A 21,980-nucleotide genomic window follows, 5' to 3' on the forward strand; every position below is an offset into this window, starting at 1 on the left:
TGCGTTTTGTGCCTGCTACCGCCGGGTGGCGGGAGCCAGGAGCATATGGTCAAGCTTGGGCAGTGCGTGCCGGAGCCGGTGGCCGGCGCGGTCAAGGATCTCTTCGGCCTGCGACAACTCCGTGTCAGCGAGTTCGATCCGTGCCGAACCCTGGAGGCGGTGGCCGGACCACCGCAGCTGCAGGTTTCCTACCGCGAGGACGCCCGGCGTCTCCTCCAGTGCCAGCTGTGCGCGCGAAACCAGGTCTGGTTCGATGCCATCCATGAGCCGCCGGCCGATGCTCCGGACGGTGCCCCAGAGCAGCACCATGATGGCTGCTGAAATGACCAAGCCAACGATGGGGTCCGCCAGCGGAAAGCCGAGCATGACGCCGACGGCGCCGATCACCACAGCCAACGAGGTGAAACCGTCGGTCCGGGCGTGCACGCCGTCGGCCACCAGCGCTGCGGAACCGATCCTGCGGCCGACCCGGATGCGGTAAATGGCTACGGCCTCGTTTCCTGCAAACCCTATAAGGCCCGCGGCCATGACCCAGCCCAGGTTCTGGAGCGGCTGGGGATGGATCAGCCGGTCCACCGACTGCCAACCGGCCACGACGGCGGAGAGCGCCACCACAGCCACGATGAACAGGCCGGCCAGGTCCTCTGCCCGGCCGTAGCCGTAGGTGTACCGGCGGTTGGCGGCCCTGCGCCCGAGGATGAAGGCAACCCACAGGGGCACCGCGGTCAGGGCATCGGAGAAGTTGTGGATGGTGTCCGCCAGCAAGGCCACCGAGCTGCTGAACAGGACCACCAGGAACTGCAGCACGGTGGTGGCCAGCAGCACGAACATGCTGATCTTCAGCGCACGGATGCCCTCGGTGCTGGCTTCCATCGCGTCGTCAATGGAATCTGCGGCGTCGTGCGTGTGCGGCACGAACAGTTCGAACAGCCAGCCCTTGAACCCGGAATGGTGATGGTGGTCGTGATGGTGGTGGTCGTGGTCGTGGTCGTGATGGTGGTCATGGTCGTGGTCATGCCCGTGCCCGTGGGTGTGTGTTGACTCCTGGTGCGGCCGGCTCATGAGGCACTCCGTTGCGCGGTGTGGTTGGCGACCCGGTGGTGGGCCGGTTCCCCGCCGAGGGCATGCTCGGCCTGGAAAATCGCGTCGGCCACCAGCTGCCGGGCGTGTTCGTTCTCCAGCCGGTACATCACCCGGGTTCCGTCCTGGCGGGTAGACACCATTCGTGCCAGCCTCATTTTTGCCAGGTGCTGGGATACGGCGGCGGGAGATTTGCCCACAACGTCCGCAAGGGCGCCCACCGCCATCTCCCCCTCGCGGAGCGCAAGGACTATGCGCACCCTGGTGGCATCCGCCAGCATGGCGAACACCTCCACGGCCAGCTCCACGTACTGGCTGTCGGTGCCCAGGGCGCAAGCATTCTTATCTGCATTCATGCGCATATAGTGTCATATCTTCGGCCGTGGTGCACACGGATCCTCGGCCCCCTGGGCGGCCGGCAGTAGGAAGGGCGCGCGTCCGACGGCGGCAACGCGCCGCCGTCGGTCGCCGTCCCGCCGCCGAGGCGTTCTGCCGCGCGGCCGGCGGGCTCAGCAGTGCGATTTGCCGGGTAGGTGCGGCTCCCCTGAGGCGGCCGCCGCCGGGCACAGCTGCGCGGCGAGCTCCTTCAGTTCCTTCGGATGGAAGGGTTTGGTGAGGTAGCCGGCGGCCCCGGACGCCATGCCGGCGAGGACGTCGTCCTCCTCGGAGCGGGCGGTGAGGAACAGCAGGGGCGCGGTGGTGAGGTTTCCGATGGCTTGCGCCACCACGTGCCCGTCCATATCCGGAAGGCCAAGGTCCAGGGTGACCAGGGCGATGGCGGGATCGGCCGCTGCGGCGATGCCCTCCGCGCCTGTGGCCACGGCGGTGACCTTGAAGCCCGCATGGGCAAGGACCACGGAGATCAGGCCCCGGATATCGTCGTCATCTTCTACGACAAGGCAAACACGCTGCTGTTCCAAATTGAGCCCCCCGGCGAAAAGTTGGCACCATTCTACTGGGCGGGCGGGGATGCAGCAGGCCGCGGGGCCTAGCCGTCGTAATGGGTGCGCGCAGGCCCTTGGCCCAGGGCGTTCACCACGGCCGCGGCCACATCGTGGAGCTTGGTGTTGCGGGTGCTCGACGCGGTCTTCAGGATGGCGAAAGCGTCCTCCTGGCTGCACCGGTTCTGGGCCATGATGATGCCCACCGCCATGTCGATTACGGTGCGGGACTCCAGGGTGGCGCGGAGGTTTGCCGCCGTCTCGCTGTAATGCGCAAAGCGCACTGCAAGGCGGAGCGCCAGGGATGTTTGGCTGACGAAATCCTCGGCGAACTTCAGTACCCGGCCCCCGAAGCGATGGGCTCGGCGGGAGTACAGCAGCAGTGCTGCCTTGGTTTCACCTTCGAGCCGGAAGGGAAGGGCGGCAACCGACCGGACCCCCTTCGCCAGGACGGCAGGGGAGTAGTCTGGCCAGCGCCCGTCGTCGTCGAGGTCCGGCGCGTGGACAGTCTCCTGCGCCGTGAATGCGGTCAGGCTCGGAGTCTCGGCGAACCTGTGCTCGAGCCGTCCGATGGACTTTGCCTCGGGGCTGCTGCTGGCTATCGTCGCTGTCTTCCGCTGCCGGAGCAGGGTAATGGCGCACAGCATCTCGTCGCCGGGCTCGGAAAGGTTACGTGCGGACACCTGTGCCAGTTCGTTGAGGAAGTCCTCAACGTCGGAGCTGTTGAGGACCAGTTCATGCAGGTGTTCGGTGATGGATGTATCGGTTTTTGCTGTTGACTCGCCGGCCACGGTTTCTTGGTGCCATTCGTTCAGGTCAAAACGAGCCTGCAACACATAGGCGGCCCCACAGTTGGGCGGGGAGCCGGTGATGGTCGCTGGATCGACGAACTTTCCAACGGCCTGCTGCTAAACCGATAACCAGAGTATATACATTCCCCGGTGGGGCGAATCCCATTCCCGCGCCAGCCGTAACACCGGTTGCTGGCGCCGGACAGGGGCCAACCGGCACAATGAAGCGGGATCCGGTGCTGCCTCCGACTGGACCATAGACCGTGCTCCCGCTGCGGAAGGACAGGAACATGAGCAGGCTCCTTATCATCGGCCCACCGGGCTCCGGCAAGGGAACGCAGGCCGAGCACCTGGCGCGGCATTTCCAGGTCCCGGCCGTGTCCACCGGGGACATCTTCAGGAGCAACGTCAGGCGGAAGACGCACTTGGGGAACCAGGCCGCCCGGTACCTCGATGACGGCCATTTCGTCCCGGACCACCTCACCAACGCGCTGGTGAAGGACCGGCTCCTGGAAAGCGATGCGAGGAAAGGATTCCTGCTGGACGGCTATCCACGCACCGCCCCGCAGGCATTGGAACTGGATAGCATGCTCGCGGACCACGGCCACGTGCTGGACGCTGTCATCGAACTGACGGCGCCGGACGCTGAACTGGAGGAGCGGATGCAGCGGCGTGCCCTGGAGCAGGGCCGCACCGATGACACGATCGACGTTTTTCGGCGCAGGCTGGATCTCTACCGCCGGCAGACCCATGAAGTAGTCTCGGTGTACGCGGGGCGGGGCATCCTGGTGTCCGTCAACGGCAGCGGCGATCCGGGCGGGATTACCGCAGCGGCAATTGCCGCCGTCGAACAGTTCCTTGCAGCCCCGCGCCCTCCGTCCTGACCGAAACACCGCACGGTGAACGCACTCCAACAGAAGGAAACACTGATGAGAATTGCCGTTACAGGCGGAACCGGAAAACTGGGACGGCACGTGGTGCGCCGGCTCACCGACGACGGCCACCAGGTCCTCACCCTGGACCGGGCAGGTGAACGCAGCCCCGAACTCCTGGTGGTGGACCTGCGCAACTACGGGCATGTTGTTGACGCCCTGCTGGGGGTGGACGACCGGCATGAGGGGTTCGACGCCGTGGTGCACCTGGGTGCCATTCCCGCCCCGGGCATCCTTCCGGACGCAGCAACGTTCGAGAACAATATGCTGTCCACCTACAACGTCTTCCAGGCCGCGCGGCGAGCCGGGATCAAGAAGGTGGTCTACGCCTCCAGCGAGACCGTGCTGGGGCTTCCGTTCGACATCGACCCGCCCTACATTCCCGTGGATGAGGAATACCCGCCGCGTCCGGAAAGCACGTACTCCCTGGTGAAGACCCTCGAGGAGCGGATGGCCGTGGAAATGACGCGGTGGGACCCGGAGCTGAGCATCACGGGCCTGCGGTTCTCCAACGTCATGGATGAAGCCGACTACGAAAAGTTCCCCTCCTTCGATGCCGACCCGACGCTGCGGAAGTGGAACCTGTGGGGCTACATCGACGGCCGGGACGGCGCCCAGGCCGTAGCCCGGGCGCTGGAGAACGCCAAGCCGGGGTTCGAGGCCTTCATCATCGCCAATGCCGACACCGTGATGAGCCGTTCCAGCGCCGGCCTCGCCGCCGAGGTGTTTCCCGGCGTCAAGGTCACCAAGGAACTGGGCGAGCACGAAACGATGCTTTCCATCGACAAGGCGCGCCGGCTGCTGGGCTACGAGCCCGAGCACAGCTGGCGGAACCACGCAGCAGGCGGCCCGGGCGCCGGGGAGGACCAGGCCTAGGACCAGGTACGCAGCAAACGGTCCGAAGGCCAGCCAGGGGTTGGCACGGGATCGTCCAAGGAGCCGGAAGCCGTGAGCTTCCGGCTCCTGTCCGGTCCACTGCCGGCTCCTACTGGCCGCCGCCGTGGCCGCCGGCCGTCCTTCCGGCCCGGTGATGGAGCGAACGGCCTTACATGGGGATAATCTTCAGGCTAGGCATTCACACAGCACGCCCATCCGGCGTGCACTCACCAGGGCGCAGGGACGGGCAGCACATTGGCACAGAAATCAGCAGGTTCCGCAGCCGCGGGGGCTAAGTCCGGCAGGTGGCACGCCTTCCATGAAAAGTTCGTCGTGGAGGAACGCTACGTCGATGCCGCCGACCGGCGCCGACTTTACCGGGCATCGGTCATCCTGGCCGTCGTGGGGCTGGCGCTCTTCATTGCCACACTGGTCAGCGTGCTGCAGGCGGACGGCCTCACCGTCGCGGACCACCCGGTGCATGACTGGCTGCTCACAACCCGCTCAGCCGCACTTACCGCCTTCATGATCTTCCTGGCCATATTCTTCGGCCCCATCGCGCTGCCCATCATCGTGCTGGTGGTGATCCTTATCTGGGGATTCGCAGCCAAGCATGCCTGGCGCCCCATCCTGCTGGCGTCCGCGATGCTGGCAGGGGTGATCGTCTCCCAGATCATCCTGCACATCGTCCAGCGCTCGCGGCCGCCGGTGGACCAAATGCTGTTCGGCGCGGACCAGACCTTCTCCTACCCGTCCGGGCACGTCCTGGGGGCCTGCGATTTCCTGCTGGTGGGCGCCTACCTGATCTTCTCCCGGCGCCGGAACCCCCGGGCAGCGGTGTTCGGATTCATCGGGGCCGGGATCGGGATCATCCTTGCCATCGTCAGCCGGCTCTACCTGGGCTACCACTGGCCCACCGACACCCTGGCATCCTTCTCGCTGTCGCTGCTCATCCTGGGCGGAGTCATCGCCCTGGATACCTGGCGGACGGCAAGGATTCCGGGCGAACCGGTAACGGGGGAGCTCTCCAAGGAAGAATCCGGCCTGGACTAAGACCGCCCGCGGAGCCGCGTCACTGCGGCCGGGACCTTGCCCGCTTCAGGGCCCGGTGCAGTTCCACATTCGCTGCCTCCAGTTCCAGGACCTTGGCAATGCCTGCCAGGTTAAGCCCCTCCTCAAGGAGTTCCCCGATCCGCTGCAGGACGGCGATATCGTCGTCGCTGTACTGCCGGGTACCGCCGGCCGTCCTGGAGGGCGTCAACAGCCCCCGTGTCTCGTAAAGCCTGATGTTCTGCTGCCCGGTGCCCGTGAGCTCCGCGGCCACCGAAATGGCGTAAAGGGCCCGCGAACCGGGTGGACGCGCGGGCCGCCCCGCCCCAGGATCTGCCATCTGTACTCCCAAAATTCGTTCCGGCCGGTGCCTTGCTTCAGTTTTCCACGAGTGCTATAAAAAATCTATATTCACTGCCATAGATTAGGTGGCAATGGACAGAAGACGCAGATCCATCACCTTGGAAGCTGAAGGAGTGGGAAATGATGTTGATGCGTACCGACCCGTTCCGTGAGCTGGACCGGCTCACGCAGCAGGTCTTCGGAACCGCCGCGCGTCCGGCCGCGATGCCCATGGACGCCTGGCAGGAGGACGGCGAATTCGTCGTGGCGTTCGACCTTCCCGGCGTGAAGGTGGACTCGCTTGACCTGAACGTTGAACGGAACGTCCTGACCGTGCGGGCCGAGCGGCAGGACCCCACGCAGCCCAATGTGGAGCTCGTGGCCTCGGAACGTCCCCGCGGCGTATTCAGCCGCCAGTTGATCCTGGGTGACACCCTGGATACCGAGAAGATCAAGGCCAGCTACGACCAAGGTGTCCTCACCCTGCGGATTCCGGTTGCCGAACAGGCCAAGCCGCGCAAGATCGAGATCCAGACCCAGCAGGGCGGGATGCAGGAGATCAATACGTAGGTTCTTCCCGCGGGCCCCTGCCCATCCCGGCAGGGGCGCCGGTGGAACAGGAGGCTGGGATGACGGATGTCCCCGACTACTACGCCGTCCTGGGCGTAGGCCGGGAAGCCACCCGGCAGGAGATCTCCCACGCGTACCGGGTCCTCATGCGCAGCCACCATCCCGACATGGGCGGCGGGCGCAAGGACGTGCACGAACGGCCACCGGGAAACCCGGTAACGGACGGCGCCCCGGCGCAGCGTGACGAACTCCTGGGAATCATGCAGGCGTTTTACGTGCTCAGTGATCCCGGGCGCCGTGCGGACTACGACAGGCGATTGGCTGCGGGGGCACCCACCGTGGTTCCGGTCCGAAAAGTCCGCAGTCCCGGCCGCGGGCCCGGACCTGTCATCCGCATCACCCCGGTGCGGTGGGAAAGCGGGCCGTGGGCCTGACGCCGGGCAGTGCGCCTGAACTCGGCCCCGGCCCTGAACCGGGGAACCAATCAAAAGCAGTCCCCATCATCCAAGGAGGCGCAAAGCTGTATGAGCGACTGGCGGCGCTACGATTCACACCTCATTCCCGCATTCCATGAGCGCTTTGAACAGCGCTGGGGCCCGGGAACCGCACCCTTCCTGGATCCCGAGGCGCACGAACAGCCGCTGCCGCGGGCGCAATGGATCAATCCGGCCACGGGAGCTGCCCTGGCGGTGGTCCCGGTCTGGACGGCCGACGAGAGTCAGCAGCGGTCCTTTGGCGTGTTCTACCTGCCGCCGGCGGGAGACATCTGGGTCCTGCGGCCCGGCTATACCGGGTATCTTGAACCGACCGACGGCGACTCCGAGCACCTGGTGACCCTGCGCAATGACGCCTTCCGCAAGGCGGTGGCGCACGCCAAGGAGTTCCTCTTCGGGTCACAGTAGGCGCCGGTGCCCGGCGCGGAGTTGCTGCTCGTCAGCGGTCCTGCGCTGTGACATTCTGGGACGTACCAAACTTCCGTGACCAAAAGGCTGGACCCCCATGCACATCACCGCCAAGGACCTCGCAGCGCTCATCCCCCCGGGGTTCACGCTTGGCGTCGCAACCGCTGCATTCCAGATCGAGGGAGCCCTGGACGAAGACGGCCGTGGACCTTCCGGCTGGGACAGGTTCGCCGCCAAACCGGGTGCCATCGTGGAGGACCACAGCCCGGTGGTGGCCACTGACCACTACCACCGGATGCCGCAGGACGTGGCCCTGCTGAAGCAGCTTGGCGTGGACTCCTACCGGTTCTCCTTCTCCTGGCCGCGCATCCAGCCCGGCGGAACCGGCCCGGCCAACCGCGCGGGGTTGGCCTTCTACGACCGGCTCCTGGACGAGCTCCTGGCCAACGGGATCTCGCCCATGGCCACCATCTACCACTGGGACACGCCCCTGGAGCTGGACGAAGCGGGCGGCTGGATGAACCGCGATACGGCCTACCGGCTGGGCGAATATGCCGCCCTGTTGGCCGAGGCGTTCGGGGACAGGGTGGCCCGCTGGGTCACCATCAACGAACCGGCAACGGTCAGCGCGAACGGCTACGCCTTCGGCCTGCACTCGCCCGGCAAGGAACTGGCCCTGGGCGCGTTTCCCACCGTCCACCACCAGCTGCTGGGCCATGGGCTCGCCGTGCAGGCGCTGCGCGCAGCGAAGGTGCCGGGCGAGATCGGGATGACCAATGTGTACTCACCCATGGTGCCGAACTCGATCAATCCGCTGGACAAGATCAGCGCCGGGGTCATGGACCTTGGCCAGAACCGGCTGTACGCGGACCCGGTCCTGACAGGCAAATACCCGGACCTGATCCGTGCGGCCAAGTTCTTCAGTTCCTTCGAGCACCCGGACGAAGACATGGAGATCATCTCCCAGCCCCTGGACTTCTACGGGCTCAACTACTACATGCCTACCAAGGTGGCGGCTGGACCCGGCGGCGGCACCGTGCCGTCAAGCATGGCGGAAGCCATGGGCAGCGACCTCAGCGCAACAGGCAGCGGGGCAACACCGTTCCACGTGGAGACGTGGCCGGAGGCGGACATCACGGCGTACGGCTGGCCGGTCAAACCGGAGTACATGGCGGTGGCCCTGAAGGAGATGGCGGACCGGTACCCCAACCTGCCGCCGGTGATCATCACCGAAGGCGGTGCCAGTTTCGAGGACATCATTGTCCGGGACAAGTCCACCAACACCCGGTTCATCCCGGATGAACGCCGGCTGAAGTACATTTCCGACCACCTTGAAACGGCGTTGCGGGCCACCGCCCCCGGTGGGGTCGCCGAGTCCGTGGACCTGCGCGGCTACTATGTGTGGTCGTTCCTGGACAACTTCGAATGGTCCGCCGGCTACAAGCAGCCGTTCGGGCTGCTGCACGTTGACTTCGAAACACTGGAGCGCACGCCCAAGGCCTCCTACTTCTGGTTCCAGGAACTCATCGAAGAACGCGACCTGGCAGCCGCTGCCGAGGCCGCAATCGCCCAGGCGGTGGTTCCGGACATGCTGCCCAGCGACGACCTCCCCGGCGCCGATGACCTGTTGGCCAACCCCTGAGTAGTCAGCCGCGCAGCAGGTCCAGCAAGGCCAGCTGCTTGGCGATGCCGGCGCCGTCGGGGGAGTAGATCCACGGCACGCGGGAAGTAGTGTGGTCCCCGTCCTCGGAGTGGCCGCCGGCGAATACCGATTCACTGACGGACAGCTGCCTGATCGCGATTGCCGCGACCTTTTCCGGGTTTTCGGCGGCGAAAGCCGAGTAGATGGCTTCGTCATGCTGGCCGTTGTCGCCGATCAGGAGCCACCGCATGTCCGGGAACTCCTGGGCGAGCCGCTCCAGGTTGCGGTGCTTGTGGTCCTGGCCGCTGCGGAACCAGCGGTCCTGGGTAAGGCCCCAGTCCGTCAGCAGCAGCGTGCCCTTGGGGTACATGTTGCGGGTCAGGAAGCGTCCCAGCGTGGGGGCTGCGTTCCAGGGGCCGGTGGAGAGGTAGATGACCGGGGCGTCGGGATGTTCAAGTGTCAGGCGGTCCAGCAGCACGGCCATGCCGGGCGTGGCCATGCGTGCCCGTTCGCTGAGCACGAAGGTGTTCCACAGCGCCAGGAAGGGACGGGGCAGGGCGGTCACCATGACGGTGTCGTCGATGTCGGACACGATGCCGAATTCCACACCGGGTGCGATCACCTGGATCAAAGCCTCCGCCGGGTCGGTCCCCTCCGCGCGCAGGATTGCGGTGTGCCAGCCGGGGGACAGTTGTACATCCACCTCGGTGTCGACCAGTCCGCCCCGGTCCGCCGTGACGTGGGTGACGACGTCCCCGATGGTGATCTCGACGTCGGTAAACTGCAGCGGCACCCCGGTGAAGGCGCGCCAGCCGCGGATGTTCTGGTTTCCGTTTTTAGCCTCGTGCTCGGCTTTGCTCCCCGGCAGCGGTTTGTGGGTCAGCAGCACGCGCCCCAGCACCCTGACCCGCGTGGTGGAACCGTAGCCCTGGTAGGCGATGGTCTGCGGCACGAACTTCCACCGCTTGGCCAGCGTGATCCGGACATCGTTGACCGAGTCGGACACCCAGTGCGCCAAACGGAAGAAGCGGCTTCCGGACAACGCGTACTGGCCTATCTTGTCCTGCCGTGGCGCGTGGGCGTTGTCCCGGGCTGGGTTCTGCGGAGCCGTGTCCATGCCCTAACTCTGCCACAGGGCGGCGGCAGCCTTCAGCCTGCGCCCAGGATCCCGCGCAGGGTCCAGGCGTTCCGTACAGCGTTCCCGCCGCCGTCGTTGTTGAAGTACGCGAAAACGTCGATGCCCGCACTGTCCCACTCGCGGATGCGGTCCGCCCACCAGTGCATGTCCGCATCCGAATAGGAACCCCCGTACAGGTGCTCGTGGTCCGGCCCATGCAGCCGGACGTAAGCGAAAGGCGCGGTGGTCCGCAGGATGCATGGAAGGTTGGCGCCGCTCATGACGCAGTAAGCCGCCTGGTGCCGCTCCAGCAAGGCGTACACCTCGGGCGAGTCCCAGCTGGCGTGCCGGAACTCCACGGCCACCCTGATCCAGGACGGAAGCGCGGCAAGGAAATAGTCCAGCCGTGCGTCGTCGCGCTCCAGTTGCGGGGGCAGTTGGACCAGGAGCACCGCCCGCTTGTCCCCCAGCTCATGCCAGCACCGGGCAATGCGCTCAATCCAGACCTCCGGTGAATAGAGCTTGCGTGCGTGGGTCAGGCCGCGGGGCGCCTTGACGGACATGGTGAAACCGGGCGGCAGCCGCCGGTTCCAGCCGGCAAAGGTGGTGTCCCGGGGCCACCGGTAGAAGCTGGCGTTCAACTCAACCGTGTTGAACCTGGAGACGTAGCTTTGGAGCCTGTCCCGGACGGGCAGTCCGGGCGGGTACAGGACGTTCTCCCAGTGGTCATAGCTCCAGCCGGAGGTGCCGATATGGATCGCCATTTGCCTCACGCTACACCTGGATATTCCCCTTCCGTTCGGAGCTCTGTGTGGCAGGGTGTTGTCATGGCGCGAATTGAAGATTATGCGGTGGTTGGCGACCTTCACACCGGGGCCCTGGTCAGCAAGGAAGGCTCGATCGACTGGCTCTGCCTCCCGCGGTTCGATTCCCCTGCCTGCTTCAATGCGCTGCTGGACACCCCTGACGCGGGACGCTGGCTGCTGGCGCCTGAGGGAGGGGGAACCTGCACGCGCCGCAGCTACCGGGACGGCAGCCTGGTGCTGGACACCGAGTGGGAGACGCCTGACGGAACGGTCCGGGTCACCGACTTCATGCCGCCCAGGGATTCCGTTGCCGACATCGTCCGCATCGTGGAGGGCGTCAGCGGCACCGTCAAGATGCACGGAGAGCTGGTCATGCGGTTCGACTACGGCCATATCGTGCCATGGGTGCGGAAGGACAAGCGGGGGCTGCATGCCATCGCCGGCCCGGATGCCGTCTACCTGGTGACGCCGGCGCCGCTGCATGGCGAAAATATGCGCACGGTCAGCGACTTTACGGTGAGTGCCGGCGAGAAGGTACCGTTCGTGCTGACTTGGGCGCCAAGCCACGTGGGACGTCCGGTCAGCGTTGAGGCCGAGCACGTCCTGGACAGCACTTTCGAATTCTGGCGGGGCTGGTCCTCGCAGTGCACCGTCAAGGGGAAATACCAGGACGCGGTGGTCCGCTCCCTGGTGACGCTCAAGGCACTGACCTACGCACCCACAGGGGGCATCGTCGCGGCCGTCACCACGTCCCTCCCCGAGCAGCCCGGGGGCCAGCGGAACTGGGACTACCGATACTGCTGGCTGCGGGATGCCGCCATGACCCTGCAGGCCCTGCTGGCCGCCGGCTACACCGCGGAGGCTGCCGCCTGGCGGGACTGGCTGCTCCGGGCGGTCGCAGGCGACCCCGCCGACCTGCAGATCATGTACGGGATCCACGGCGAGCGGCGGTTGCCGGAGATGGAACTGCCGTGGCTGAAGGGCTACGAGAACTCCACCCCGGTTCGGATCGGAAATGCCGCGGCGGAGCAGTTCCAGCTGGATGTCTGGGGCGAGGTCCTTGACTGCCTGGCCCTGACCCGGAACTCGCTGCTGAAGCACACGGACGAAGCATGGGATGTGCAGATCGCCCTGATGGAGCACCTGGAAACCATCTGGGACCAGCCGGACAACGGACTCTGGGAGATGCGGGGACCACGCCGGCATTTCACCCACTCCAAAGTCATGGCGTGGGTTGCCGCCGACCGCATGGTGAAGGGCGTGCGTGAATCGGGGCTGCCGGGCCCGGTGGAACGCTGGGAGGCCCTTCGGGACCAGATCCACGCCGATATCATGGCCAATGGGTTCGATGCCCAGCGAAACACGTTCGTGCAGTCCTATGGCCGCCCGGAACTGGATGCCAGCCTGCTGCTGATTCCCCGCGTGGGATTCCTTCCTCCCGACGACCCCCGGGTAGTGGGCACCATCGAAGCGATCCAACGGGAATTGACCCAGGACGGATTTGTGCTGCGCTACAAGCCGGAAGAGAGCGACGACGGCCTGCCGGGGGATGAAGGGGTCTTCCTGGCCTGCTCGTTCTGGCTGGTGGAGGCGCTGCTGGGGGCGGGGCGCCACGAGGAATCGCGCGAACTTTTCGAGCGGCTGCTGGAACTGCGCAACGACGTGGGGCTGCTGAGCGAGGAATGGGCCGTAAAAGCCGGGCGGCAGCTGGGCAATACGCCACAGGCCTTCAGCCACTTTGCGCTTGTGACTAGCGCCCTGGAGCTCCATCAGGATACGGTTCGCCGCAGTGACACTCCCTTTCCGCACGACAATGCGGATACGCGCTGAGGCGGCGCGGACGGGGCTGGAACTTCTCCTTCGCAGGATAGATAAGTATACTTACTAACACCTCATGGAGTGCTCCCAAGCACAGTGCCGTGATTGACGGAGGAGTGATAGTTATGGCCGGATTTTTTGAACTCGTGGATGCCCCTGACGGTGGTTACCGGATCAGGATGATGGACGGAAGCGGGAACCTGATGGCCATCTCGGTTACCTTCCCCACCAAGCGGGCCGCGGTGGCAGGCGTTGCCATGGCCCGGGAAATTGCCGGTACGGGCCTGATCCGGGACAAGAGCCTGGACGGCGCCGGGTCCGTCATCCGTGAACGCGTGCGGCCCGTCAGTTCACCCAAGGAAGAAGCGGCCAAACTGAAAAAGGCTCCCGGCGCCCGACGGGCGGCGGTGGGCTGATGGCCGAATCCACCACACCCCCTGGCGGCTCCCGCCGGGGGGTCCTGTTTGACGTCGACGGGACGCTGATCGACTCGTCGTACATCCACACCGTCGCCTGGTGGGGTGCGTTCCGCCAGTACGGCCACGACGTCCCCATGGCGGCCATCCATCGGCTCGTGGGCATGGGTGGCGCCCGTTTGGTGGATCAACTCCTGCCGTCCGGCCGCGACCGGGAGGAAGACGAAGACATCATGGCCAGCCACGGCGCACTCTACGCCTCGCACTGGCCAACGCTGCGCGCCCTGGACGGGGCCAAGGACCTGTTGGGCCGGTGCCATACCGGCGGCGTTGCCGTGGCGCTGGCCTCCTCTGCGCGGCAGCGGGACCTGGAAGTCATGCGCTCCGTACTGGACGCCGACGCCTTCATCGACGCCGCCACCAGCGCCAATGACGCGGAGGAGAGCAAGCCTGCGCCGGATATCCTGGAGGCGGCCCTGAAGGCTGTGGGAGTGGACGCTGCGGACGCCGTTTACGTAGGCGACGCCGTTTGGGACATGAAGGCAGCGGGTGCCCTGGGAATCCCTGCCATTGGGCTCACCTGCGGGGGAATCCATGCGGCGGAACTTCGGGAGGCGGGCGCCGTCGAGGTCTATGACGGGCCGCGCCACCTGCTGCAGAACCTGGGTACCAGTGCCATCGGGCGGCTGCTCCCGCTGGAGCCGCGCTCCTAGATCTCCGGGCTACAGTGGCTGTCCGCCCGGCACGGACCCCTCCTCGCCGGCGATGGCCGGCTTTGTCCAGGACACGATGACCTGGACCGAGCCGTCGTCGTTCCGCTCGATATCGGTGGCGACCTCGGCGGCAGGTGCCCCCATCTCCTCGATGCGCATCCGGTAAGTGCTGACCAGTTCCGCGAGGCTTTCTTCCGTCCATTCGCCCGGACGCATGCGGGTGGAGATCTCGACCGGTTCCGGCTGGTAGAGCGACATGGCGTTCCCTTTCTTTCTTCCCGACTCTCCTACGCTATGGGCACTGGGTGGGGGCCACAACCTTTTAATCAGCATGCTTACTTTTTTCCGTCAAAACAGATAGCGTCGAAGAAAGGGTGCCGGCAGGTGCCCTGCCCGGCCCCAGGGAGACCCCCACGGGCACAGCAGAAGCGAAAGGGAGACTGTGAAAGCGCTGACGTGGCAAGGAAAACGATCGGTAAGCGTGGAAGAAGTGCCCGATCCCTTCATCCAGGAACCTACGGACGCGATCGTTCGGATCACCTCCACCGCAATCTGCGGCTCCGACCTGCACCTCTATGAGGTCCTGGGCCCCTACATGCACAAGGGCGATGTCATTGGCCATGAACCCATGGGCATCGTGGAGGAAGTGGGCAGCGGCGTCACCAACCTGCGAAAGGGCGACCGCGTGGTGGTTCCGTTCAACATCGCCTGCGGCTCCTGCTACATGTGCACGCAGGGCCTGCAGTCCCAGTGTGAAACCACGCAGGTCAGGGAAAAGGGGTCCGGCGCAGCGCTCTTCGGCTACTCCGAGCTGTACGGGTCCGTCCCGGGTGGCCAGGCAGAGTACCTGCGGGTGCCGCACGCCGACTACGGACCGGTGAAGGTGGGCAGCGAGCTTCCGGACGAGCGCTACCTGTTCCTTTCCGACATCCTCCCCACCGCCTGGCAGGCCGTGGAGTACGCGGACGTCCCGGCGGGAGGCACTCTTGCAGTGTTCGGCCTGGGGCCGGTAGGCCAGTTCGCGGGCCGCATCGGCGTCCACCGCGGTTTCCGGGTGATTGGCATCGACCCGGTTGCTGAACGGCGGGAGATGGCGGCGCGGCACGGCGTGGAAACGCTGGATTACAGCAAGGCCATCGGGGACGAACTCCGGGAGATGACCGGTGGGCGCGGCCCCGACGCGGTGGTTGACGCCGTCGGCATGGAAGCCCATGGTTCCCCGGTGGCAGGGTTCGCCCACCAGGCGCTGGGCCTCCTGCCGGACAAGCTGGCCCAGAAGGCGATGGAGACCGGCGGCGTGGACCGGCTGGCAGCGCTGCACGCTTCCGTTGACGCGGTGCGACGCGGCGGCACCTTGTCCTTGAGCGGGGTGTACGGCGGTACGGCCAGCCCGATGCCGCTGCTCACGATGTTCGACAAGCAGCTCCAGGTGCGCATGGGGCAGTGCAACGTGCGGCGCTGGACCGATGACATCCTTCCCCTCGTGGAGGACGACGCCGATCCGCTGGGCGTCATGGACCTGGTCACCCACCGGTCCAACCTCGACGGTGCGCCCGCCCTGTACGAGAAGTTCCAGAAGAAGGAAGACGGCTGCATCAAGGTGGTCCTGAACCCCGCCGCCTGACCAATAGCACAACAGAGGCCGTTATGGATTCCCATAACGGCCTCTGTGCTGTTGTAGGCGGAAAGCGCCTAGGTGAGCTTCACCTGGCGGTTCATGTCCTTGTAGAGCAGGTAGCGGAACTCACCGGGGCCGCCGGCGTAGCAGGCCTGCGGGCAGAAGGCCCGCAGCCACATGAAGTCACCGGCCTCCACCTCCACCCAGTCGTTGTTCAGCAGGTACATGGCCTTGCCTTCCAGGACGTACAGGCCGTGCTCCATGACGTGGGTTTCCGGGAACGGGATGACGCCGCCGGGCTGGAACGTGACAATGTTCACCTGCATGTCGTGGGCGAGGTCGTTCGAGTCCGTGAACCGGGTGGTCTTCCACACGTCGTTGGTGTCCGGCATGGACGTGGGCTCGATGTCCTTCTCGTTCGTGACGAAGGACTTGGCCTCGTACCCCTCCAGCCGCTCGTAGGCCTTGCGGATCCAGTGGAAGGACACCACGTCGTCAGAGACGTTTTCCAGGCCCCATTCCGAACCCGCAGCGAGGTAGGCGTAGCCGCCTTCCTCCAGCGGGTGCAGTTCACCGTCGAGGGTGAGGTTGACCTTGCCGCGGGTGACGAAGATGACGCCTTCGACGCCGGCCTCGAATTCGGCCTTCGGGGCTCCTCCGCCCGGGCCGATTTCCACGATCAGCTGGGAGAAGGTGGTGGCGAAGCCGGAGATGGGGCGGGCGATGATCCAGGACCGGGTGTTTGAAAAGCCCGGCAGGTTGGACGTGACGATGTCCGTCATCACACCTTTCGGGATCACCGTGTACGCCTCGGTGACGATGGCGCGCTCCGTGGTCAGGTGGGTCTGCGGCGGGAGTCCGCCGGTGGGGGAGTAGTACTTGCCCATTGAAAGGGATCCTTTGGCTAGGAATTGGAGGTGGTGGCGAGCCGCGGGTGGGCCAGGGCGGTGAGTTGGGGAAGTCCGACGCCGGCAAGCGCCTGGACTTCCTCGGCGCCGACTGCCCCGCACTGGACGCCGCGCAGGACGAATGCGGCCAGGGCCCGGGCGGTGGCGGGTTCGTCCATGACGCCGCCTTCGGTCCGCTCCACGTAGTTGCGCAGGCGGGCAGCGGCAGCTGGCAGGCCTTCGCGGTAGAACGCATAGGTGGCGGCGAACCGGCTGGGCAGCTGGGCCGGGTGCAGGTCCCAGCCCTGGTAGTAGCCGCGTTCCAGCGACCTTCGGACCAGGCGCCCATGCAGCTGCCAGGCGTTTTCCACGTTGTCGCCCACCGGGATGATGTTGGTGGAGCCGTCGGAAAGCCGGATGCCGGTGCCTGCCACGGCCAGCTGCATAACCTCCTTGGCGAAGTCCGCCACCGGATGCTCCATGGACTGGCACTCCGCGGAGATCTGCAGCGAAGCCGAGTAGTCGTAGGTGCCGTAGTGCAGCCCGCTGATCCGCCCGGGCACGGCATGCGGCAGTTGCGCTACCGGAGAGGTTCCTTCCGGGCCGAGGATCAGCTGCGGCGTCTCCACCTGGACCTCGAACCGCAGCCGTCCCGCAGGAAGGCCGTGGACGTCCTCGAGCCGGGAGACCGCATAGTCCATGGCCTGAACCTGCGCCACGGTGGTGACCTTGGGGAGGGTCAGGACCAGGCCCTCCGGCAATTCGCCGGCCGCGGCCAGGCCGGAGACGAACAGGTCGAGGGTCCGCAGGCCGCGGGCCCGGGTGGGAGCCTCGAAGCACTTGAAGCGGATGCCGATGAACGGGGGAGCGGAGCCGGCAGCGGCGGCCTGGGCCACCGCGGACGCCGCGGCAACCGCGGTGGCGTCCTCGGCGTCGTCGCCCCTGTCCCCGAAGCCGTCCTCGAAGTCGAGGCGCAGGTCCTCGATCGGTTCCGTACGGAGTTTTGCCTGGACCCGGCCCGCCACGGCTTCGGCGAGCCCGGCGTCCTGGCCCAAGAGCCGGCCCAGTGTTTCCAGGCCGCCGTGGGCTTCCGCCGTCGCGATCGCCTGGGCGCCCCAGTCGGCCGCGAGCGACGGCGTGAACCGGTCCGCGGGGACGTACACCGTGTGCACGGGCTGGCGGGAGCCGTCGTCGCCCGGGTAGTTCTGTTCCAGCAGCCGGTCGGTGGCAGCAAGCTGCCCGTCAATGTGCGCGAGGTCCGCGGCTGAAAGGGAGGATTTGGGTGCTGCCATCTCAACCCACCAGTTCGTAGGCAGGCGTGGTGAGGAAGTCGGTGTAATCGTCCGAGAGGCAGATGTCAGCGATGAGCTCGCTGGCCGGCTGGTAATAGCGGCGGAAGGCTTCGTCGCCGAATTCGGTGCGGAGCCGTTCCGTTTCCTCGCCAAGGATCCGTTCCACCAGTTCCCGGGTGACGGTGTTGCCCGTGTCCGCGAGGATGGACTTGTTGCGGATCTGCTGCCATACCTGGGAACGGGAGATCTCCGCGGTGGCAGCATCCTCCATCAGGTTGTGGATGGCCACGGCGCCGTTACCGGACAGCCACACCGCCGTGTAGGCGACGGCTACGTAGAGGTTCAGGCGCAGGCCGGCCTCGGTGACCTGGCCCCCGGCGGACTGGACGTCCAGCAGCTGCTCCGCGGTAACTGAAACCTCGGGGCGCTGCTTGTCCACCTGGTTGGGCTTGTCACCCAGGACGGAGTCGAAGACTTCGCGGCAGGTGGGGACCAGGTCCGGGTGGGCAACCCAGGAACCGTCGAAGCCGTCGTTGGCCTCGCGGGTCTTGTCCGCGCGGACCTTTTCAAACGCCGCTTCGGTGACCTCGGGGTGGCGGCGGTTGGGGATGACCGCGGCCATGCCGCCCATGGCAAAGGCGCCGCGCCGGTGGCAGGTCTTGACCAGGAGTTCGGTGTAGGCGCGCATGAAGGGGGCGGTCATCGCCACGGAGGCGCGGTCCGGCAGGACGAACTCCTCACCGGCATCGCGGAAGTACTTGATGATGCTGAACAGGTAGTCCCAGCGGCCGGCGTTCAGGCCGGAGGCGTGGTCCCGCAGTTCGTACAGGATCTCGTCCATCTCGAAGGCGGCCGGGATGGTCTCGATCAGCACCGTGGCGCGGATGGTGCCCTGGTTCAGGCCGAGGAAGTCCTGCGCGAACACGAACACGTTGTTCCAGAGCCGCGCTTCGAGGTGGCTCTCCATCTTGGGCAGGTAGTAGTACGGCCCCTGCCCGTTGAGGACCAGCTGCTTGGCGATGTGGAAGAAGTGCAGGCCAAAGTCCACCAGCGCACCCACCGCGGGTTCACCGTTCACCAGCAGGTGCTTCTCCTGCATGTGCCAGCCGCGGGGCCTGGCCACCACGACGGCGAGCGGCGCGTCGGTGCGGAGCCGGTACTCCTTGCCTTCCTCCGAGGTGTAGCTGAGCGTGCCCTGGGCGGCGTCGCGGAGGTTGAGGATGGCATCGATGACATTGGCCCAGGTGGGCGTGCTGGCGTCCTCGAGGTCCGCCAGCCACACCTTGGCGCCGGAGTTCAGGGCGTTGATGGCCATCTTGGCCGGCGAGGCGGGGCCGGTCATTTCCACCCGGCGGTCCTGCAAAGCTGCCGGTGCCGGCGCAACCTTCCAGTCGCCGTCGCGCACGTCCTGCGTCTCCGGCAGGAAGTCGAGCTTGCCCGTTTCCGCCACCCGCTGCCGCTTGACGGCACGGGCTGCCAGGAGCTCGTTGCGGGTGCCGGCGAACCGGTTGTGGAGTTCCTCCACGAAGGCCAGTGCCTTGGGGGTGAGGATCTCCTCTGCGCGGTCGATCGGCCGGGGATCTGTGACGGTGATGGCCATTTCTGGTCCTTTCCTTAGGCTGGAAGTCGGGCGGTCAGGCGGAGGCCAGTGCTGGCTCCGCGGCGGAATCGGCCGGTCCGGCAGCCGTTGCCACGTTTGAGGCGTGGGCCGCGGCTGCGACGGCTGCCGCGACGTTGGCGGTCACGTGCGGGTCGAAGATGCTGGGGATGATGTAGCTGGCATTGAGCTCATTATCATTCACCCGGTTGGCGATTGCTTCCGCGGCGGCCACGAGCATTTCCGGGGTGATGTCGCTTGCCCCTACGTCGAGGAGTCCGCGGAACAGGCCGGGGAAGGCCAGGACGTTGTTGATCTGGTTGGGGAAGTCGCTGCGGCCGGTGGCCACGACGGCGGCGTGCCGGGATGCGACGGCGGGGTCCACCTCGGGGGTGGGGTTGGCCATGGCGAAGACGATGGCGTCCTTTGCCATGGAGGCGATGTGTTCCTCCTCCAGGATGTTCGGGGCGGAGACGCCGATGAAGACATCAGCACCCACCAAGGCCTGGTGCAGGGTGCCGGCGAACCCTTCCTGGTTGGTGTTTTCCGCGATCCAGGTGCGGTGCGGATCGTTGTACGCCTCACCCTTGTGGATGGCGCCGGAGCGGCCCGCGGCCACAATGTGCCGGGCGCCCTGGGCCTTGAGCAGCTGGATGATGGCAGAGCCGGCGGCGCCGACCCCGGACACCACGATCCTCACGTCCGCGATCTTCTTGTCCACGACGCGAAGAGCGTTGACCAGGGCAGCGAGGGTCACGATGGCCGTGCCGTGCTGGTCGTCGTGGAAGACCGGGATGTCCAGTTCCTCGCGCAGGCGGGCCTCGATCTCGAAGCAGCGGGGGGCGGCGATGTCCTCGAGGTTCACGCCGCCGAACACGGGGGCCAGGAGCTTGACGGTGCGGATGATTTCCTCGGTGTCCTGGGTGTCCAGGCAGACCGGCCACGCGTCCACGTTGGCGAACTGCTTGAACAGGGCGGCCTTGCCTTCCATGACCGGGAGGGCGGCGGCGGGGCCGATGTTGCCCAGTCCCAGAACTGCGGAGCCGTCGGTGACGACGGCGACGGTGTTGCGCTTGACGGTCAGGTTGCGGGCGGCGGCGGGGTCCTCCGCGATTGCCAGGCACACCCGGGCGACGCCGGGGGTGTAGGCGCGGGAGAGATCGTCGCGGTTGCGCAGGGGGACCTTTGGGACCACCTCGAGCTTGCCGCCGAGGTGCATCAGGAAGGTGCGGTCCGAGACGTGCTGGACCGTGACGCCGTCGAGCGCGTTGAGGGCGTCCTTGACCCGTGCTGCGTGGGCGTCGTCGGTGGTGTTGCAGGTGACGTCGACCACCAGGGTTTCGTGGTGGGACTCGGTGACATCAAGGGCGGTGATGGCGGCGCCGGCGGCTCCGACGGCCGCGGCGAGCTCGCTGGTGGCGCTGAAGCTCGAGGGTGCTTCCACGCGCAGGGTGATCGAATTTCCGGGGCTGGGGTTCGCCATTGAATGTCCTCCTGTTAGGCCTTGTCCGGCTTCTGCTCTCATCCGGGTGTTTTCGTATTATGGATATTATTATCTACTTTATGGAAATACAAGCCCTCCGAATACGACTGCCCCGCTTGGTCGCGCGGCAGTAAGGCCCGTGATGTATGTTGGGGTTCTAAGCAATTCTTTTCACGATGCGGATAAGAGTTGTCGGATTCCGAGCCACAGGAGACAACGGAATGGCAGAGAAAGCCTCTGGTGGGGTGCAGTCGGTGGAGCGTGTCTTCGAACTGCTGGAGCTCATCACCGATGCCGGCGGTGACGTGACGCTCAGCGAGCTCTCGTCCTCCACGGACCTCCCGCTGCCCACCATCCACCGCCTGCTCCGTACGTTGGTGTCGCTCGGCTACATCCGCCAGCTGCCCAACCGGCGCTACGCCCTGGGCCCCCGCCTGATCCGCTTGGGGGAAGGTGCCAACAAGCAGCTCGGTGCCCTGGCGCAGCCCCAGCTTAAGATCCTGGTTGACCGGCTGGGGGAGACCTCCAACATGGCTGTCCTGGACTCGGACATGGTGATCTACGTGGCCCAGGTGCCCTCGCTGCACTCCATGCGCATGTTCACGGAGGTGGGACGGCGCGCCCACACCCACGCCACCGGCGTGGGCAAGGCCATCCTGGCCCAGCTCGACGACGACACCGTGCGGGGCATCGTTGCGCGCGCCGGGATGCCCACCCCCACTGCGAAGAGCATCGGCGACGTGGAGGAACTCCTGGCCGACCTCAAGCTCATCCGTGAGCGGGGGTACTCCATCGACGAGGAAGAGCAGGAACTCGGCGTCCGCTGCTTCGCCATGGCGGTCCCCAACGCTCCGACGCCTACCGCGATTTCCGTTTCCGGGCCGGTGTCCCGGGTGGACGGGAACTTCGCCGACAAGGCCGTGCCGATCCTCCGGGAAGCGGCCGAGGCCATTTCCCGCGAGTTGAACCGCACCTGAGGCTCCCTCTTCACTGACAACCACGACGGCGGCCCCGCCCGTTGGCGGGTTGTGGGGGGGGCGCACCCCGAGCGAACGGGAGTGCGGAGTGGTGGGGCTGGGTGTTCGGTAGGGTTTGGGTATGGGTTGG

General features: G+C 66.2%; 24 protein-coding genes. 12 read left to right on the top strand and 12 right to left on the bottom strand.

Annotation, left to right across the window (positions count from 1 at the left end; all coding sequences use genetic code 11):
• Positions 1-15: 15 nt before the first annotated feature.
• From J2T23_RS07000 to J2T23_RS07015, 4 genes are all read right to left on the bottom strand, one after another.
• Positions 16-1,062: a cation diffusion facilitator family transporter gene (locus tag J2T23_RS07000; protein ID WP_307358395.1), complete on the bottom strand. Its 1,047-nt coding sequence runs from the start codon at positions 1,060-1,062 to the stop codon at positions 16-18.
• Positions 1,059-1,436, bottom strand: a complete 378-nt coding sequence (locus J2T23_RS07005) for an ArsR/SmtB family transcription factor (protein ID WP_307358397.1) — start codon at positions 1,434-1,436, stop codon at positions 1,059-1,061. Before J2T23_RS07005 ends, J2T23_RS07000 begins: the two co-directional genes overlap by 4 nt.
• 153 nt (positions 1,437-1,589) lie before the next feature.
• Positions 1,590-2,000 carry a response regulator transcription factor gene (locus tag J2T23_RS07010; RefSeq protein WP_307358399.1) on the bottom strand — a complete coding sequence of 137 codons (411 nt, stop codon included), beginning with the start codon at positions 1,998-2,000 and terminating at the stop codon, positions 1,590-1,592.
• A 68-nt stretch (positions 2,001-2,068) separates the two neighbouring features.
• Positions 2,069-2,812: a GAF and ANTAR domain-containing protein gene (locus J2T23_RS07015; protein ID WP_141159316.1), complete on the bottom strand. Its 744-nt coding sequence runs from the start codon at positions 2,810-2,812 to the stop codon at positions 2,069-2,071.
• A 290-nt stretch (positions 2,813-3,102) separates the two neighbouring features.
• On the opposite strand from J2T23_RS07015, the gene J2T23_RS07020 reads away from it, so the two are divergent.
• The 3 genes from J2T23_RS07020 to J2T23_RS07030 all read left to right on the top strand — a co-directional run bounded on the left by J2T23_RS07020 (position 3,103) and on the right by J2T23_RS07030 (position 5,673).
• The gene (locus J2T23_RS07020) at positions 3,103-3,696 is read left to right on the top strand and encodes an adenylate kinase (protein ID WP_307358401.1); all 594 of its coding nucleotides are present in this window, start codon (positions 3,103-3,105) and stop codon (positions 3,694-3,696) included.
• Between the two features lie 45 nt (positions 3,697-3,741).
• The gene (locus tag J2T23_RS07025; protein ID WP_307358402.1) at positions 3,742-4,620 is read left to right on the top strand and encodes an NAD-dependent epimerase/dehydratase family protein; all 879 of its coding nucleotides are present in this window, start codon (positions 3,742-3,744) and stop codon (positions 4,618-4,620) included.
• 255 nt (positions 4,621-4,875) lie between these two features.
• The gene (locus J2T23_RS07030) at positions 4,876-5,673 is read left to right on the top strand and encodes a phosphatase PAP2 family protein (RefSeq protein ID WP_141159319.1); all 798 of its coding nucleotides are present in this window, start codon (positions 4,876-4,878) and stop codon (positions 5,671-5,673) included.
• Positions 5,674-5,692: 19 nt separating this feature from the next.
• On the opposite strand, the gene J2T23_RS07035 is transcribed toward J2T23_RS07030, so the two are convergent.
• On the bottom strand, positions 5,693-6,010 hold the full coding sequence (locus J2T23_RS07035) for a MerR family transcriptional regulator (RefSeq protein WP_141182482.1): 318 nt from the start codon (positions 6,008-6,010) through the stop codon (positions 5,693-5,695).
• Between the two features lie 146 nt (positions 6,011-6,156).
• Here J2T23_RS07035 and J2T23_RS07040 point away from each other — a divergent pair, with 146 nt between their 5' ends.
• The 4 genes from J2T23_RS07040 (at position 6,157) to J2T23_RS07055 (ending at position 9,126) form a co-directional block, all read left to right on the top strand.
• Positions 6,157-6,582: an Hsp20/alpha crystallin family protein gene (locus J2T23_RS07040; protein WP_141161466.1), complete on the top strand. Its 426-nt coding sequence runs from the start codon at positions 6,157-6,159 to the stop codon at positions 6,580-6,582.
• 59 nt (positions 6,583-6,641) lie between these two features.
• Positions 6,642-7,016 carry a J domain-containing protein gene (locus J2T23_RS07045; RefSeq protein WP_141182481.1) on the top strand — a complete coding sequence of 125 codons (375 nt, stop codon included), beginning with the start codon at positions 6,642-6,644 and terminating at the stop codon, positions 7,014-7,016.
• 90 nt (positions 7,017-7,106) lie between these two features.
• The gene (locus tag J2T23_RS07050) at positions 7,107-7,484 is read left to right on the top strand and encodes a hypothetical protein (RefSeq protein WP_141159322.1); all 378 of its coding nucleotides are present in this window, start codon (positions 7,107-7,109) and stop codon (positions 7,482-7,484) included.
• A 97-nt stretch (positions 7,485-7,581) separates the two neighbouring features.
• Positions 7,582-9,126 (top strand): glycoside hydrolase family 1 protein, encoded by a 1,545-nt coding sequence (locus J2T23_RS07055; RefSeq protein WP_307358408.1) that lies wholly within the window; start codon positions 7,582-7,584, stop codon positions 9,124-9,126.
• Between the two features lie 4 nt (positions 9,127-9,130).
• Here J2T23_RS07055 and J2T23_RS07060 read toward each other — a convergent pair whose 3' ends face one another.
• Both J2T23_RS07060 and J2T23_RS07065 read right to left on the bottom strand, forming a co-directional pair.
• Positions 9,131-10,243, bottom strand: a complete 1,113-nt coding sequence (locus J2T23_RS07060) for an App1 family protein phosphatidate phosphatase (protein ID WP_141159324.1) — start codon at positions 10,241-10,243, stop codon at positions 9,131-9,133.
• A gap of 32 nt (positions 10,244-10,275) precedes the next feature.
• Entirely contained in the window at positions 10,276-11,007 is a 732-nt protein-coding gene (locus tag J2T23_RS07065; RefSeq protein ID WP_141159325.1) for a DUF72 domain-containing protein, read from the bottom strand.
• A 63-nt stretch (positions 11,008-11,070) separates the two neighbouring features.
• Here J2T23_RS07065 and J2T23_RS07070 point away from each other — a divergent pair, with 63 nt between their 5' ends.
• The 3 genes from J2T23_RS07070 (at position 11,071) to J2T23_RS07080 (ending at position 13,996) form a co-directional block, all read left to right on the top strand.
• Positions 11,071-12,879 carry a glycoside hydrolase family 15 protein gene (locus J2T23_RS07070; RefSeq protein WP_307358412.1) on the top strand — a complete coding sequence of 603 codons (1,809 nt, stop codon included), beginning with the start codon at positions 11,071-11,073 and terminating at the stop codon, positions 12,877-12,879.
• Between the two features lie 113 nt (positions 12,880-12,992).
• Positions 12,993-13,283, top strand: coding sequence for a ribosomal protein L7/L12 (locus J2T23_RS07075; RefSeq protein ID WP_141159327.1), 291 nt, complete (start codon positions 12,993-12,995; stop codon positions 13,281-13,283).
• Positions 13,283-13,996: an HAD family hydrolase gene (locus tag J2T23_RS07080; RefSeq protein ID WP_307358414.1), complete on the top strand. Its 714-nt coding sequence runs from the start codon at positions 13,283-13,285 to the stop codon at positions 13,994-13,996. The genes J2T23_RS07075 and J2T23_RS07080 overlap by 1 nt, the downstream gene beginning before the upstream one ends.
• A 9-nt stretch (positions 13,997-14,005) precedes the next feature.
• Here J2T23_RS07080 and J2T23_RS07085 read toward each other — a convergent pair whose 3' ends face one another.
• Positions 14,006-14,254 carry a hypothetical protein gene (locus J2T23_RS07085; RefSeq protein ID WP_141159329.1) on the bottom strand — a complete coding sequence of 83 codons (249 nt, stop codon included), beginning with the start codon at positions 14,252-14,254 and terminating at the stop codon, positions 14,006-14,008.
• Positions 14,255-14,438: 184 nt separating this feature from the next.
• On the opposite strand from J2T23_RS07085, the gene J2T23_RS07090 reads away from it, so the two are divergent.
• Complete coding sequence (locus J2T23_RS07090; RefSeq protein ID WP_307358416.1) at positions 14,439-15,620, top strand: zinc-dependent alcohol dehydrogenase; 1,182 nt, start codon at positions 14,439-14,441, stop codon at positions 15,618-15,620.
• Between the two features lie 68 nt (positions 15,621-15,688).
• Here J2T23_RS07090 and J2T23_RS07095 read toward each other — a convergent pair whose 3' ends face one another.
• The 4 genes from J2T23_RS07095 to J2T23_RS07110 are packed head-to-tail and all read right to left on the bottom strand — an operon-like array spanning position 15,689 to position 20,873.
• Positions 15,689-16,501 carry a bifunctional allantoicase/(S)-ureidoglycine aminohydrolase gene (locus tag J2T23_RS07095; RefSeq protein ID WP_141159331.1) on the bottom strand — a complete coding sequence of 271 codons (813 nt, stop codon included), beginning with the start codon at positions 16,499-16,501 and terminating at the stop codon, positions 15,689-15,691.
• A gap of 17 nt (positions 16,502-16,518) precedes the next feature.
• Positions 16,519-17,793: a DUF6986 family protein gene (locus tag J2T23_RS07100; RefSeq protein WP_307358420.1), complete on the bottom strand. Its 1,275-nt coding sequence runs from the start codon at positions 17,791-17,793 to the stop codon at positions 16,519-16,521.
• Position 17,794: 1 nt separating this feature from the next.
• Positions 17,795-19,393: a malate synthase A gene (aceB, locus tag J2T23_RS07105; protein ID WP_141159333.1), complete on the bottom strand. Its 1,599-nt coding sequence runs from the start codon at positions 19,391-19,393 to the stop codon at positions 17,795-17,797.
• Positions 19,394-19,427: 34 nt separating this feature from the next.
• On the bottom strand, positions 19,428-20,873 hold the full coding sequence (locus J2T23_RS07110) for an NAD-dependent malic enzyme (protein ID WP_141182477.1): 1,446 nt from the start codon (positions 20,871-20,873) through the stop codon (positions 19,428-19,430).
• Positions 20,874-21,094: 221 nt separating this feature from the next.
• Between J2T23_RS07110 and J2T23_RS07115 the strand changes: the two genes are divergently transcribed.
• Complete coding sequence (locus J2T23_RS07115) at positions 21,095-21,850, top strand: IclR family transcriptional regulator (protein WP_141159335.1); 756 nt, start codon at positions 21,095-21,097, stop codon at positions 21,848-21,850.
• The last annotated feature ends 130 nt before the right edge of the window (positions 21,851-21,980 follow it).

It is taken from the genome of Pseudarthrobacter niigatensis (assembly GCF_030812615.1).
GTDB lineage: Bacteria > Actinomycetota > Actinomycetes > Actinomycetales > Micrococcaceae > Arthrobacter > Arthrobacter niigatensis.